The sequence below is a fragment of the Streptomyces sp. S.PNR 29 genome, from assembly GCF_030386795.1.
Taxonomy (GTDB): Bacteria; Actinomycetota; Actinomycetes; order Streptomycetales; family Streptomycetaceae; genus Streptomyces.
Map to the genome: position 1 here is coordinate 1 of NZ_JANUQM010000021.1, position 14,426 is coordinate 14,426.

General features: G+C 68.3%; 15 protein-coding genes. 7 read left to right on the forward strand and 8 right to left on the reverse strand.

Annotation, left to right across the window (positions count from 1 at the left end):
- On the forward strand, positions 1-1,240 hold a 1,240-nt coding region (locus tag NW895_RS38555; RefSeq protein ID WP_289941714.1), incomplete at its 5' end, for an HNH/ENDO VII family nuclease.
- Positions 1,237-1,716, forward strand: a complete 480-nt coding sequence (locus tag NW895_RS38560) for an SMI1/KNR4 family protein (RefSeq protein ID WP_289941716.1) — start codon at positions 1,237-1,239, stop codon at positions 1,714-1,716. The genes NW895_RS38555 and NW895_RS38560, both read left to right, overlap by 4 nt.
- A gap of 530 nt (positions 1,717-2,246) precedes the next feature.
- Here the strand turns inward: NW895_RS38560 and NW895_RS38565 are convergent.
- Positions 2,247-2,594: a hypothetical protein gene (locus tag NW895_RS38565; protein ID WP_289941719.1), complete on the reverse strand. Its 348-nt coding sequence runs from the start codon at positions 2,592-2,594 to the stop codon at positions 2,247-2,249.
- A gap of 21 nt (positions 2,595-2,615) precedes the next feature.
- Positions 2,616-4,319 carry a sodium:solute symporter family protein gene (locus tag NW895_RS38570; protein WP_289941720.1) on the reverse strand — a complete coding sequence of 568 codons (1,704 nt, stop codon included), beginning with the start codon at positions 4,317-4,319 and terminating at the stop codon, positions 2,616-2,618.
- A gap of 198 nt (positions 4,320-4,517) precedes the next feature.
- Here NW895_RS38570 and galT point away from each other — a divergent pair, with 198 nt between their 5' ends.
- Genes galT through galK form a run of 3 tightly spaced genes read left to right on the forward strand, consistent with a single transcriptional unit; the run spans position 4,518 to position 7,750 of the window.
- On the forward strand, positions 4,518-5,603 hold the full coding sequence (galT, locus tag NW895_RS38575) for a galactose-1-phosphate uridylyltransferase (protein WP_289941722.1): 1,086 nt from the start codon (positions 4,518-4,520) through the stop codon (positions 5,601-5,603).
- On the forward strand, positions 5,600-6,562 hold the full coding sequence (galE, locus tag NW895_RS38580; RefSeq protein WP_289941724.1) for a UDP-glucose 4-epimerase GalE: 963 nt from the start codon (positions 5,600-5,602) through the stop codon (positions 6,560-6,562). Before galT ends, galE begins: the two co-directional genes overlap by 4 nt.
- Positions 6,563-6,589: 27 nt before the next feature.
- Positions 6,590-7,750, forward strand: coding sequence for a galactokinase (galK, locus tag NW895_RS38585; protein WP_289941726.1), 1,161 nt, complete (start codon positions 6,590-6,592; stop codon positions 7,748-7,750).
- A 43-nt stretch (positions 7,751-7,793) separates the two neighbouring features.
- On the opposite strand, the gene NW895_RS38590 is transcribed toward galK, so the two are convergent.
- From NW895_RS38590 to NW895_RS38600, 3 genes are all read right to left on the reverse strand, one after another.
- Positions 7,794-8,744: a hypothetical protein gene (locus NW895_RS38590; protein ID WP_289941728.1), complete on the reverse strand. Its 951-nt coding sequence runs from the start codon at positions 8,742-8,744 to the stop codon at positions 7,794-7,796.
- A gap of 62 nt (positions 8,745-8,806) precedes the next feature.
- Positions 8,807-9,457, reverse strand: coding sequence for a hypothetical protein (locus tag NW895_RS38595; protein WP_289941730.1), 651 nt, complete (start codon positions 9,455-9,457; stop codon positions 8,807-8,809).
- Between the two features lie 154 nt (positions 9,458-9,611).
- On the reverse strand, positions 9,612-10,067 hold the full coding sequence (locus tag NW895_RS38600; RefSeq protein ID WP_289941880.1) for an N-acetyltransferase: 456 nt from the start codon (positions 10,065-10,067) through the stop codon (positions 9,612-9,614).
- 259 nt (positions 10,068-10,326) lie between these two features.
- Between NW895_RS38600 and NW895_RS38605 the strand changes: the two genes are divergently transcribed.
- Positions 10,327-11,094, forward strand: a complete 768-nt coding sequence (locus NW895_RS38605; protein ID WP_289941731.1) for a response regulator transcription factor — start codon at positions 10,327-10,329, stop codon at positions 11,092-11,094.
- Here NW895_RS38605 and tamR read toward each other — a convergent pair.
- Entirely contained in the window at positions 11,053-11,550 is a 498-nt protein-coding gene (tamR, locus tag NW895_RS38610; protein WP_187824818.1) for a MarR family transcriptional regulator TamR, read from the reverse strand. The two genes, NW895_RS38605 and tamR, sit on opposite strands and share 42 nt — an antisense overlap.
- Positions 11,551-11,672: 122 nt before the next feature.
- Between tamR and NW895_RS38615 the strand changes: the two genes are divergently transcribed.
- A complete protein-coding gene (locus NW895_RS38615; protein WP_289941737.1) occupies positions 11,673-12,494 on the forward strand; it encodes a trans-aconitate 2-methyltransferase in 822 nt (273 codons plus the stop codon).
- Between the two features lie 20 nt (positions 12,495-12,514).
- Here NW895_RS38615 and NW895_RS38620 read toward each other — a convergent pair whose 3' ends face one another.
- Together NW895_RS38620 and NW895_RS38625 are read right to left on the reverse strand one after the other, a co-directional pair.
- A complete protein-coding gene (locus NW895_RS38620) occupies positions 12,515-13,192 on the reverse strand; it encodes a TetR/AcrR family transcriptional regulator (protein ID WP_289941739.1) in 678 nt (225 codons plus the stop codon).
- Positions 13,189-14,199, reverse strand: a complete 1,011-nt coding sequence (locus NW895_RS38625; RefSeq protein WP_289941741.1) for an acyl-CoA desaturase — start codon at positions 14,197-14,199, stop codon at positions 13,189-13,191. The genes NW895_RS38620 and NW895_RS38625 overlap by 4 nt, the downstream gene beginning before the upstream one ends.
- Positions 14,200-14,426 lie beyond the last annotated feature (227 nt).

The window sequence follows — 14,426 nt, forward strand, 5'->3', positions numbered from 1 at the left end:
CGCCCGCGACTCCGCCGACCAGGCCGCCCTCGACGCCGAAGCCGCCCGCACGGCCGCCTCCCAGGCCGAACAGGCCGCCAAGGACGCCCGCGCCGCAGCGGAGCGCGCCGACGCAGCCGCGACCGAAGCCGAGGAGGCCGCGAAGGACGCCGAGAAGTACGCCAAGGAAGCTCAGGAAGCAGCCAGCCGCACGGAGACAGAGGGCAAGAACAGCAGCATCCGGACAGGTGCGTCGGCTGGCGGCATCGGCAACCTCTTCTACGTCGACCGCATCGAGGTCATCGGCGATCCGGAGCACGTCAAGAAGGAAAACTGCGGCGTCATCATCCACACCGGTGACTGCCAGGTCACGGCCACCATCCGGCACAACGTCGAAATCGACGTGTACCTGTGCACGGCTCTGGACCTGCCCGCCCCGCAGGCGGGATGCCCGGAGTGGGAGACGTTGTTCCTCGGTACGCAGCTCGTCAAGAACCAGAAGAGCACGGTCACGAAGACCATCTCGATGGTCGAGTTCAACTCGGGCATTGACCCCGTGGACATTCTTTTGGGGCACTGGATCGACTGTGCCCAGAAGGTAGCCCCGGGTGGTGAGAGCGGGAATTGGGGAGGCTGCGGCTGGGCATCCTTCGACATCGCGGCATTCCTGTTCGGCGGCAAGATCACCCAGGCTGTGGTCGACGGCATCCGCGCACTCGACGCCTCACTGCGCACCGGAATCGGAGTCAGCGACGCCTACAAGGCGCTGAGGGTGCTGAACATGGACGCCGGCGCCCTCGCCAACATCGGGAGGACGGTAGCCGCATACCAGGACGACGTCGCGACTGCCTGCAAGGTAGGCAGCTCCCTGAGTCTCATGAGAGCAGCAGCGGCGAGCGGACTGCCCTGCAAGTTCTGGAAGCTGATCGACTACAACGGCCAGCGTGTGTACCAGCGGGACGATTTGATTCGTCCCGACTACGTGTCACCCAATGACAACTACGGTCGGACCAACCTCAAGAGGATGCAGCAGGGCCTGGCTCCGATGGGCCCGGATGACCAGCCTCTGAACCTGCACCATATGCTGCAGACGCAGGATGGGCCGATCGCCGAGGTGACGAAGAGGATGCACCTTGACGAGAATTATCATCAGCTCCACTGGAAGTCGGGCACCAAGATCCCCAGCGGAATCGACCGGCCAGAGTTCAAAAAGTGGAAGGAACAGTACTGGAAGGACAGAGCGAAGGGATTCAGCCAATGACGAGGGCCGTCGAGGCGAGCGAACAAGTGATCCGTCTGGTGCACGAGAACGAGGACATCGTGAACCATGCCGACGGCTGCGACGCTGGGGTACTCGCCGCTGCGGAACGTGAGCTAGGTTTCGCGTTCCCGCCGTCATATCGGCGTCTGCTCGAAGAGTTGGGCACCTGGGACATTGGTGGGACAGAGTTCCTCGGTGTGTACCAGACGCCTGCCAGGGGAGATGCCCTGTTGGGATCCGTCGAACAAACCCTGGAGGCTCGTAGCAGGACCGGACTGCCGCCTGACCTGATGGTTGTCATGGTCGATGACGTGTGGGGTTTCGTTGTTCTTGACACCTCCCAGGCGGACAAGGACGGAGAGTATCCGGTGTTCGCGTGGAACCCCGGGCTCCCTGACCGCGACAGCATGGAGAAGGTCGCGGACAACTTCGGTTCTTTCGCGCTTGAGGAGTGTCGGCAAGCCCTAAGGCAATAGGGGTGGCCGAGGTGGCGAAGAGACCTGGGCCGGTGCCTCGCACCGAAAAGACGCCGGCCCGGTGATCGTGTCTCGTTCATCGGATGAACTCCTGCGATCCCCGCAAGGGCAGGGGCCGGTCGGTGATACCGCGCCAGCCGCGGGAACACAGCTCGGGATCGCGGATAGGCTCCTCGGGCACGCCACCTACTTGCGGAGGGTGTGCCAGGGGTTGACCAACTCGCGGATCTCGCTGGCCAGTCGGCGCACGCCCTCTCCGGCACCCTGCTCATCGCCAGGTCGCGAGGGGCGCCATGGTGGATGCCAGTCGTCCCCTGCCCCAGCGGTACTGCCGTTTCCCGCGACCTCGCCTCCGCGCCCGCCGCCCGACGGCACGTGCGTGAAGCGGCGCGGGTGGGGTCCTGCCCCAGGGCACGGCGGACGACCTGGAGTCGATCACCGGCGAGCTAGTCGCCGAGACAGCCACGATCAGCGTGACCGGCGAGGGTGACGTGCATCGGCGCCGGGTCGCGTGGACCCGGCGCCCGTTGTCATTCCTTCGGTTCACCCTCCGGCAGTACATCCGGCGGCGGAGGCGCCGCAGGGCGCAGCTTCAGCCAGATCAGGAAGAACAGCCCGAGTGCCAGCATGCCCAGGCCGGTCCACAGGTTGATGTTGACGCCCTCCGCCTTGTCGATGTCGGCGTCCGATGCCGTGAAACCCGCGATCGTGACGATGACGCCGTAGATCACGAACAGCCCGCCGATGATGCGGCGGATGTCGAACAGCCGTGCGGCGGTCTGGGACTTGGTCTCCAGTTCGGAGACCTCCCGCTGGACGTCCCTCTCGGAGAATCCGGAAGAGCCGGAGGAGCCGGAGGAACCGGAAAAGTCAGACATGGTGTCTCCAATCCTCCCGCGTCAGAACGAGAACGGGATGTAGCAGGCGGCCGCCAGCACCACCGCGCCCCAGCCCAGCAGGGCCGGCTTGCGGTACCAGGCCTCGTCGCCCGGGGCGGGCGGTTCGGTCATGCCGGGGGAGCGGGTGCCGTAGACCAGGCCCTGGAGCTCCTCCACCGGCTTCGGTGCCGTGAAGAGGGACACGGCGACCATGACGACCGCGCCCGCGACGAAGCCGGCGATCGCGGAGACGAAGTTGGCGCCCTGGTCGGAGGGGATGTCGATGATGCCCTGCTTGTAGATGACGAAGTAGTTGACCATCGCTGCCGTGGTGCCGGCGATCAGGCCCCAGAAGCCCGACTTCATCGACGCGCGCTTCCAGAACATGCCGATGATGAAGACCACGAACATCGGCACGTTGAAGAAGGAGAACAGCGTCTGGAGGTAGGCCATGATGTTCGAGAAGGACCGCGCCAGGAACGCCGTGCCGATGGAGGCCAGGACGCCGATCGCCGTGATCAGACGGCCGAAGCGCACGTAGTACTCGTCCTCGCGCCCCCGGACGACGTACTTGGCCCAGATGTCGGTGGTGAACACCGTGTTGAAGGACGACACGTTGGCCGCCATGCCCGCCATGAACGCGGCGAGCAGGCCGGTCACCGCGATGCCCAGTACGCCGTTGGGCAGCAGCTGCTCCATGAGGTACGGGATCGCGTCGTTGTACTGGAGGTCCGAGCCGGAGGTGCCGATCTTCGGGACGAGCACGGCGGCGACCAGACCCGGGATCATCACCAGGAAGACGATGAAGATCTTCGGGAACGCGGCGATGAGGGGCGTGCGCTGGGCCGCCGAGAGGTTCTTCGCCGACAGGGCACGCTGCACCTCGGCGAAGTTCGTCGTCCAGTACCCGAAGGAGAGGACGAAGCCGAGGCCGAGGACGATGGTCAGCCAGTTGGCGCCGAGGGGGTTGGCCTCGCCGATGCCGGTGCCTCCCCAGGACGTCATGAAGTCCCCGCCGTGCGACCGGGTGAGGGAGTCCGACAGCCCGTCCCAGCCGCCGACCTTCTTCAGGCCGAGCACCGAGATCGGGATGAGGGCCGCGAGGATCACGAAGAACTGCAGCACCTCGTTGTAGATCGCGGACGACAGGCCGCCCAGGGTGATGTAGGCGAGGACGAAGAAACCGGCGACGACGATCGCCACCCACTCCGGCCAGCCCAGCAGCGCCTCCACGACGATGGCGAGGGCGTAGAGGTTGACCCCGGCGATCAGGATGGCGGCGAAGGCGAACAGGACCGAGCTGAGCAGGTGCGCTCCCCTGTCGAAGCGCAGCAGGAGGAACTCCGGGACCGAGCGGACCTTGCTGCCGTAGTAGAACGGCATCATCACCAGGCCCAGGAAGACCATGGCCGGGATGGCGCCGACCCAGTACCAGTGCGTGGTGTAGACGCCGTACTGCGCGCTGTTGGCGGCCATGCCCAGGATCTCGGTGGCGCCGAGGTTGGCGGCGATGAAGGCGAGGCCGGTGACCCAGGCCGGCAGGGAGCGGCCGGAGAGGAAGAAGTCGAGGCTGGTCTTGACCGAGCGGCGGGCGGCGAAGCCGATGCCAAGGACGACGACGAAGTAGAGGCCGAGGATCGTGTAGTCGAGCCAGTTGGTCGGGAGTCGTAGCTCTGCTGCCAGGTAGATGGGGGATTGTGTGGGGGTTTGTGTGGGGGTTTGCATAAGAACTCGCTTCGTTGCGCGAACTGATACAGGCCGGAACCTACGCCTCCAGGTTCAATAATTGAACAGGTCGGGTGATGTTCTTTGTTTGATTGTGATGCGCAAGCCCCTGGTGAGATGTGGCGTGTTATGTTTGATTGTGTTGAGTGATTGGGTGCTGACCTAGGGCATGCGCTAGGGCGTTCAAAGGGAGTCCCCGTGAAGAAGACCTCGACCCGGCTGGCCGACGGTCGCGAGCTCATCTACTACGACCTGCGCGACGACACCGTGCGCGACGCCGTCGACCGCCGTCCGCTGGAGCGGACCGTGACGACGTCCGAGATCCGTCAGGACGTGCTCCTCGGCGACTCCGTCGCGATAGCCTCGCACCGCCAGGGCCGCACCTACCATCCGCCGGCCGACGAGTGCCCCCTGTGCCCGTCGCAGGGCGAGCGGCTCAGCGAGATCCCCGACGCGTCGTACGACGTGGTGGTCTTCGAGAACCGCTTCCCGTCGCTGGCCGGCGACTCCGGGCGCTGCGAGGTCGTCTGCTTCACCTCCGACCACAACGCGTCCTTCGCCGACCTCGGCGAGGAGCAGGCACGCCTGGTCCTGGACGCCTGGACGGACCGTACGTCGGAGCTGTCGCATCTGCCCTCCGTTGAACAGGTGTTCTGCTTCGAGAACCGTGGCGCCGAGATCGGCGTCACCCTGGGCCACCCGCACGGGCAGATCTACGCCTACCCCTTCACCACCCCGCGCACCGCGCTGATGCTGCGTTCCCTCGCGGCGCACAAGGAGGCCACGGGGGGCGAGAACCTCTTCGACGCCGTCCTGGAGCGTGAACTCGCCGATGAGCGGGTCGTCCTGGAGGGCGAGCACTGGGTCGCCTTCGTGCCGTACGCGGCGCACTGGCCGTACGAGGTGCACCTGTACCCCAAGCGCCGCGTCCCCGACCTGCTGGGGCTCGACGAGGACGCGCGCACAGAGTTCCCCCAGGTCTATCTGGAACTGCTGAGGCGCTTCGACCGGATCTTCGACGGGCCGGGTGGAGGGAAAGAAGGGGCCGGTGAGCCTCCGACGCCGTACATCGCCGCCTGGCACCAGGCCCCGTTCGGCACGCTGGAGGAGTTCGACGGCGTGGTCCGCGAGGACTTCGCCCTTCACCTCGAGCTTTTCACCATCCGCCGCACATCCGGCAAGCTGAAGTTCCTCGCGGGTTCCGAGTCCGGCATGAACGTGTTCATCAACGACGTGCCGCCGGAGCGCGCGGCCGAGCGACTGCGAGAGGTAGCGAGTTCATGAGTGGGAAGTACCTGGTCACAGGCGGTGCCGGCTACGTCGGCAGCGTCGTCGCCCAGCACCTGTTGGAGGCGGGGCACGAGGTCGTCGTGCTCGACAACCTCTCCACGGGCTTCCGCGAGGGCGTGCCCGCCGGCGCTTCCTTCATCGAGGGCGACATCCGCGATGCCGCCAAATGGCTGGACTCCTCCTTCGACGGGGTACTTCACTTCGCCGCGTTCTCGCAGGTCGGCGAGTCGGTCGTGAAGCCCGAGAAGTACTGGGACAACAACGTCGCCGGCACCATGGCCCTGCTCGCGGCGATGCGCGACGCCGGCGTCCGCAGGCTGGTCTTCTCCTCCACGGCGGCAACGTACGGCGAACCGGACCAGGTCCCGATCGTCGAGACGGCCCCGACCCAGCCCACCAACCCGTACGGCGCCTCCAAGCTCGCCGTCGACCACATGATCACCGGCGAGGCGTCGGCCCACGGACTCGGCGCGGTGTCGCTGCGCTACTTCAACGTGGCGGGCGCGTACGGCGAGTACGGCGAACGCCACAACCCCGAGTCGCACCTGATCCCGCTGGTCCTGCAGGTGGCGCAGGGCAGGCGCGACGCGATCTCGGTCTTCGGCGACGACTACCCGACCCCCGACGGCACCTGCGTCCGCGACTACATCCACGTGGCCGACCTGGCGCAGGCCCACCTCCTGGCGCTGGACGCGGCCACCCCCGGCGAGCACCTGATCTGCAACCTGGGCAACGGCAACGGCTTCTCGGTCCGCGAGGTCATCGAGACGGTCCGCCAGGTCACCGGCCACCCGATCCCCGAGGTCGTGGCCCCTCGCCGGGGCGGCGACCCCGCGGTCCTGGTCGCCTCCGCGGACAGGGCCCGGACCCGGCTCGGCTGGAACCCGTCCCGCGCGGACCTCGCGGGGATCGTCGCGGACGCGTGGGAGTTCGCGCAGCGGCGCGGCAACTAGAACGTACGAAAGGGTCAGGGTCAGGCTATGAGTGAGGCTAGCGCGGCTGTCGCCGAGCGCTACAAGGAGCTGTACGGGTCCGAGCCCGACGGAGTGTGGGCGGCCCCGGGCCGCGTCAACCTCATCGGTGAGCACACCGACTACAACGACGGTTTCGTCATGCCGTTCGCGCTCCCGCACACCGCGGTGGCGGCGGTCGCACGCCGCGAGGACGGCGTGCTGCGCCTGCACTCGGCGGACGTCGAGGGCGGTGTCGTCGAACTCCGCCTCGACGCCCTGTCCCCGGAGTCGGACCGGAACTGGACGGCGTACCCGGCGGGCGTGGTCTGGGCCCTGCGCGAGGCCGGCCACGCGGTGACCGGCGCGGACATCCACCTGACCTCGACGGTCCCGGCGGGCGCGGGCCTGTCCTCGTCGGCGGCCCTCGAAGTGGTCGTGGCCCTGGCCCTCAACGACCTGTACGACCTGGGCCTGCGAGGCTGGCAATTGGCCCGCCTGTGCCAGCGCGCCGAGAACGTCTACGTCGGAGCCCCGGTCGGCATCATGGACCAGACGGCATCGGCGTGCTGCGAGCAGGGCCACGCCCTGTTCCTCGACACCCGCGACCTGTCCCAGAAGCAGATCCCCTTCGACCTCGCGGCCGAGGGCATGCGCCTGCTCGTCGTCGACACCCAGGTCAAGCACTCCCACAGCGAGGGCGAGTACGGCAAGCGCCGCGCGGGCTGCGAGAAGGGCGCGGCCCTGCTGGGCGTCAACGCCCTGCGGGACATCCCGTACGCCGAACTGGACGCGGCCCTCGCCCGCCTCGGCGACGAGGAGGAGGTACGCCGCCTGGTCCGCCACGTCGTCACGGAGGACGAGCGGGTCGAGCGGGTGGTGTCGTTGCTGGAGTCCGGCGACACCCGGGCCATCGGCCCGGTCCTGGTGGAGGGCCACGCCTCGCTCCGCGACGACTTCCGCATCTCCTGCCCGGAACTGGACCTGGTCGTGGACACGGCCCTCGCGTCCGGCGCGCTGGGCGCCCGCATGACCGGCGGCGGCTTCGGCGGTTCGGCGATCGTGCTGGCGGAGGAGTCCGACGTGGAGACGATCACCAAGTCGGTGGAGGAGGCCTTCGCCGCAGCGGGCTTCACCGCACCGCGGGTGTTCGAGGCGGTGCCTTCGGCGGGGGCGCGGCGGGTGCGCTGACGCGACGGCGGCGCCGGCTTGGGGCCGGCGCCGCCGTCTGTGGTCAGCGGTTGACCGACTGGATCTCCCGCACCGGCACGTCGGTGGTGGTGGCGAAGGTCCCGTTCGGCAGCTCGCCGCCCGTGCCGCCGGCGCCCTTCCAGGAGATCTCCCAGGTCAGAGTCGCCTTGAGGGCGTACGCGTCAGTGCCTGAGGACCGCAGGTAGGACACACCGCACGGCGGTGTCCGCTCGGCCTTGCCCTTGGCGTACGGCTCTCCGATCGACCCGTCGTCGTTGATGGCGCACTCGCCGGACGCCGGGAAGGTCTGCGCGTCGTCCGTGCCGGGATCGATGTGCAGACTGACCGGCTTCGCGGTCGTGGTCGCCCACAGCCCGGTTCCGGGCAGGTCGGCCGTCACCGACACGGTCCTGAAGGCGGCCTTGTCCAGCCAGACCCAGGTGGGCAGGTTCACCGTCGACCTGCCGTCCGGGGCCATGGAGATCCTGGTCTCGGGCACCCTGGTCCGCTGGTGGGCGAGCCCGGCGAGGGTTTCGGTGTCGATGGCTTGGGGGACTTCGGGGTTCTGGCCGTTGGGCACCCAGAAGGGGTCGCGGTCACAGGCCTTGGCAGCGACGTCGCCCTTGTTCTCCGGGTTCTCCACGGCCACCCACCACATGCCCTCGTCGTTCTTGTCCGCGTTGAAGTCCTTGTAGGGATGGCCGTTCTTGTAGCGGTCCTTGTCGTCCGCGATGCCCTCGGGCGCGCCGCCTGCGGACTCGTACATCGACCACTTGGCTTCCGTGAAGGTCTTGAAGTCCTTGGCCTTCCAGTACGGCTCGTACCAGCAGGCCGGCGGTTCCCAGTCGACGGAGGTGGAGGTGATCGGGCCGCCGTCCTTCGGCTGGGAGTCTCCTTCCACCTTGAAGCTGACGTGTGACTCCAGGAGGGGGCCCGAGCCCTTGCCGCTCGTCTGCACCTCACGGGAACCCGAGCCACCGCGTCCGCCTGCCACCGAGACAGGCGTGCTGACAAGGCAGAACAGAGCGGTCATCGCTGCCAACAGCCGATAACGACTCACGGCTGGCACTTCTGCGACCCCCGATCCTCGGTGAGGTTCCAGATCTGCCAGACACCATCCTTGTTCTTCTTGACCCCGGTGTTGTAGAAGACGTAGCTGTCCGCCGAGGTCTCCGTCTCCTGGACCGTATTGGTCTTCCGGTTCTTCAGGTTGGCCCGGCTCTCGTCCACGCAGTACGTCACGGCGGCAGACGTCTTGTTGAACACCGCCACCTCACGGTCGAAGTAGCGGACCGTGCCGGTCCAACTGATGTCCTTGGCGATGTTGTCCTTGGCGTACTGGTACACCCCCATCAGTGCGGTGTCGGTGTAGTAGAAGGCCATGCCCGACTTCTTCATGTCGCCGTACGCCATGGCCTGATCGACGGAGCTGACGGCCCGCTCGTTGTCGGCCAGGATCGCGTCCTTGACAGGGTCGCCGGTCTTGCGATCCTCGAAAACGTTCTTCATGTCGCCAGGAAGCTTGATCTCGGGCCGGTCGATCCCGTCCCCCGACGTGGACGGTGAAGGCGACGCCGACTTGCCCGTGTCCGCGCCGGCGATCTTGTCGGGTCTTGAGTCGTCACCTCCCCCCGAGCCGCAGGCGGTCAGCAGCAGGGCCGCGGATGCGGTGAGCGCGGCTGTCACGAGCCGGGCGGGGCGGTTCACTCTGGACTCCCGTTGCGGTGGGGTAACTCAAGCGAACCAACGCTATAGGTGAGGCGCACACCGACACCAACCAGGGGCTGTGAGCAGGGGTGTTGCCGGTACTCACCTCGGCATCCAGGGCCGTTCGCTCGGTCCGGAACGCGAACGGACGGGCTCACCCCAGCACTTTGGTCAACGTGTATTCCGTAATTCCCGGCGGATAGTCGGGTATCTCGCACACCACCTGATACCCCTTCTTCCGGTAGAACTCCGGCGCCTGAAAGTCCCACGTCTCCAACCGCGCGGCCCGGCACCCCCGTTCCTCCCGCGCCACGCGCTCCGCCTCCGCGAGCAGCCGGGAGCCCAGGCCCGTTCCGCGGTGCCGTTCGTCGACCCACAGGTACGCGACGTGGAGCCAGGTCGCCCAGGTGTGGCCGGCCAGGCCACCGGCCAGGGTGTCGGTCTCGTCCAACGCCCATATGTGGAGGGGAACTTCACGCTCGTCGGGCGTTCCGCGCAGGGCGCGCAGGACCGGGGAGGCCGCAGTGTTCGTGTCGCGCAGCCGGATACGGAGCAGATCGAGCCTGGCTTTGTCGACTTCTGTCTCAATACGAAACATGCGGCACACCATAAACGCGCTGGACCGCCAGTTCTGCAAATAACCTTCCGCTCCCGGCGCCCGGCCGTACCCTGATGAACAGCACCGGTGGGGGCCGGTGCTGTTCAGGGGGCGAGACAGTCGGGTACGGCGCCCGGGGTGGGGACAGCGGTTTGTGCACGGCGGCGGCCGTGCGGCAGCGGCGACCCGTCCCGGGCGTCGTATCCGCGCCGGTTCGTCTGCCGACGATGGGGTATCCCCTGCTCTTCGAGAGCGTGGGGAAGGGGGTTTCGTGGTTCGCATCCGAGTCCTGGTCGTCGACGACCATCGCATCTTCGCCGAGTCGCTCGCCGCGGCCCTGGCCGCCGAGCCGGACGTCGACGTCTCCGCCGCCGGCAGCGGCCCGGCCGCGCTGCGCTGCCTGGAGCGCGCGGCAGCCGAGGGCCGCAGGTTCGACGTGCTGCTCGTCGACGCCGATCTGGGCGGCAACCTGCCGGGGGTGCGGCCCGCCGTGCCGGTGCAGGAGGGCAGCGAGGACGGTGTCGTCGACGGGATCTCGCTCGTCGCCGGAGTGCGGTCCGCGCAGCCGAACGTGCGGACCGTCGTCCTCGCCGAGAAGGACGATCCGCGGCGGGCCGCGCTCGCCCTGCAGGCCGGAGCGTCCGGGTGGGTGGCGAAGGACTGTTCGCTGTCGCGACTGCTCACCGTCATCCGCGGTGTGCTGCGGGACGAGACGCACCTGCCGCCCGCCCTGCTCACCGGGGTGCTGAGGGAGCTCACGGCGGCCCGCAAGCACCGCACCGAGAGCGAGCAGCTCGTGGAGTCGCTGACACCGAGGGAGCGGGAAGTGCTGCGGTGCATGGTCGCCGGGCTGGGCAGGAAGGCCGTCGCCGAGCGGCTGTTCCTCTCCCCGCACACCGTGCGGACGCACATGCAGAACGTCCTCGGGAAGCTGGGCGTGCACTCCACGCTCGCCGCCGTCGCCCTCGCCCGGCGCGCCGGGGTCGGGCCCGTCGACCTAGCCGGGGATGTTGTCGAACGGGGCGGTCAGCTGGCGTAGCAGCCCGGCCAGCTCGCTGCGCTGAGCGCGGGAGAGTTCCGCGAGGATCGCCCGCTCCTGGTCCAGCAGACCGGCGAGTGCCTGATCGGCGCGGTCGCGGCCCTCGTCCGTGAGGCGGACCAGCACTCCGCGCCGGTCGCTCGGGTCGGGCAGGCGCTCCACCAGGCCCTTCTTCGCCAGGCGGTCGATGCGGTTGGTCATCGTCCCCGAGGTGACCAGGGTCTGCGTCAGCAACTGGCCGGGCGAGAGCTGGTACGGCGTTCCCGCGCGCCTCAGCGCCGTCAGGACGTCGAACTCCCAGGGCTCCAGACCGTGCTCGGAGAAGGCCAGCCGGCGCGCACGGTCCAGATGCCGGGCCAGTCTGCTCACCCGGCTGAGCACCTCAAGTGGTTCCACGTCGAGGTCCGGGCGCTCTCGGCGCCACGCTGCGACCAGCCGATCGACCTCGTCCTCCATGGCGATCAGTGTAGTGGTTGTGTCGATGTGAAGTCTCTTGACGTCAAGATGGTTGACGTCAAGCTAACTGTCGGGTGACGCTGGACGTACCCGCCGACCACGGTCACCGCCAGGAGGCTCCCATGCCCGCCACCCCCACCTGGGACCCCGCCCAGTACCTCCGCCACGCCGGCCACCGCGCCCGCCCCTTCACCGACCTCCTCGCCCGCATCCCCGGCCTCCCCACGCAACCGCCCGCAGGGCCCCGCATCGCCGACCTCGGCTGCGGCGCCGGCAACGTCACCGCCCTGCTGGCCGACCGCTGGCCCACCGCGCGGATCACGGGGTACGACAACTCGCCGCAGATGCTCGCCGACGCCCAGGCCTACGCAGGCCCCACCCCGGGCGGCGGCCGGCTCGACTTCGCCCACGCCGACGCCACGACCTGGACGCCCAGCGAGCCGTACGACCTGATCGTGTCGAACGCCGCCCTGCAGTGGGTCGACGGCCACCTCGACGCCTTCCCCGCCTGGCTGGACGGCCTCACCCCCGGCGGCACCTTCGCCTTCCAGGTACCCAACAACATCGACGCGCCCCTGCACGCCCTCATGCGCGAACTCGGCAACACCCCCCGCTGGAAGGACCGGCTCGGTCACGTCCTGCGCCACGAGGACTCCGTGCACGCGCCCGGCGTCTACCTCGACCGGCTCGCCCGGCTCGGCTGCGAGACGGACGTGTGGGAGACGACGTACCTGCACGTCCTCACCGGCGAGGACCCCGTCCTCGACTGGGTCAAGGGCACCGGCCTGCGCCCGGTGCTCACCGCGCTCGACGGCGACCCGGAGGCCCGGGACGCCTTCGTCACCGCATACCGCGACCTGCTCCGCGAGGCCTACCCGAGCGCCGGCTACGGCACGGTCCTGCCGTTCCGCCGCCTGTTCGCCGTCGCGCGGAAAGCAGCCTGAGCCACCGCGCCCAACAGGCCCTAGGACTTCCGGTGCCCGATCAGCCGCGGCTTCTGCTCCAGCCCGTCCAGCCCGTGCCACGCCAGGTTCACCAGATGCGCCGCAACTTCCGCCTTCTTCGGGCGGCGCACGTCCAGCCACCACTGGCCGGTGAGCGCCACCATGCCCACCAGGGCCTGCGCGTACAGGGGGGCCAGCTTCGGGTCGAAGCCGCGGCTCTTGAACTCCTTGCCGAGGATGTCCTCCACCTGCGTGGCGATGTCCGAGATGAGGGAGGCGAAGGAACCCGTCGACTGGGGGATGGGGGAGTCACGGACCAGGATGCGGAAACCGTCCGTGGACTCCTCGATGTAGTCCAGAAGGGCGAAAGCCGCCTGCTCCAGCAGTTCGCGGGGGTGGCCCGCGGTGAGCGAGCCGGTCACCATGTCCAGCAGACGCCGCATCTCGCGGTCCACCACCACCGCGTACAGGCCCTCCTTGCCGCCGAAGTGCTCGTACACCACCGGCTTGGACACCCCGGCCTTCGCCGCGATCTCCTCCACCGACGTGCCCTCGAAACCCTTGGCCGCGAAGAGGGTGCGACCGATCTCCAGCAGCTGCTGGCGGCGCTCGGCACCGGTCATCCGGGTGCGACGCGCTCGCCGCGGCTTGTCATTGCTGGGAGTGCTGCTCGAGTCGGTCGCCACGGCGACCATCATGCCGCCTTGACGGGCTCCTTCCCGTCCCGGGAGCCGCCTTCCCCGGTGTTACGGCGGGAATCGATACGCGAGCGTGACGGCCAGCGCACGTCGTACGCCCACCCGAGCATCTCGAACCAGCGGATGAACCGGGCCGAGGAGTCCAGCTGGCCGCGCTCCACACCGTGCCGCGCGGACGTCGGGTCGGCGTGGTGCAGGTTGTGCCAGGACTCGCCGCAGGACAGGATCGCCAGCCACCACACGTTGCCCGAACGGTCACGCGACTTGAACGGGCGCTTGCCCACCGCGTGGCAGATCGAGTTGATCGACCACGTCACATGGTGCAGCAGCGCCACCCGCACGAGTGACCCCCAGAAGAACGCGGTGAACGCGCCCCACCACGACATGGTGACCAGACCGCCGATCAGCGGCGGCACGGCCAGGGACACCACCGTCCACAGGACGAACTGGCGGGAGATCGTGCGCAGCGTCCTGTCCTTGATCAGGTCCGGCGCGTACTTGTCCTGCGGCGTCTGCTCCTCGTCGAACATCCAGCCGATGTGGGCCCACCACAGGCCCTTCATCAGGGCGGGGATCGTCTCCCCGTACCGCCACGGCGAGTGCGGGTCACCCTCCGCGTCGGAGAACTTGTGGTGCTTGCGGTGGTCGGCGACCCACCGCACCAGCGGCCCCTCCACCGCCAGCGAACCCATGATCGCCAGCGCGATCTTCAGGGGCCGCTTGGCCTTGAAGGAACCATGGGTGAAGTGACGGTGGAAACCGATCGTGATGCCGTGGCAGCCCAGGAAGTAGAAGAAGACCAGCAGACCGAGGTCCAGCCAGCTCACCCCCCACCCCCACGCCAGCGGCACCGCCGCGAGCAGCGCCAGGAACGGGACGGTGATGAACAGCAGCAGCGTGATCTGCTCGATCGAGCGCTTCTGCTCGCCACCCAGCGTGGCGGACGGAGCGGTTGTCTCATCGGGCGCCTTCGGGGCGTCTTCGATCACATCGGAACTCGTGGTCATGGGCGTCCCCTGTGGGGTCAGAGAAGTTGAGGCCGGTGCCGGGCCGCCGGAACCGTACTCCCTACGGTTCCGTAACCTACGGCGTCGTAAGTATGGCAGCGCGTTGCCCGGCGGCAAGAGCCCGACAGCCTGCGCGTCCCACCCGCCGCCTATCCTTGGAATCGGTCGGACAGCGCGGTCCGCTCTGATGTTCTTCCCGGATGCCCAGGCCCGTAAGCGGCACCTGC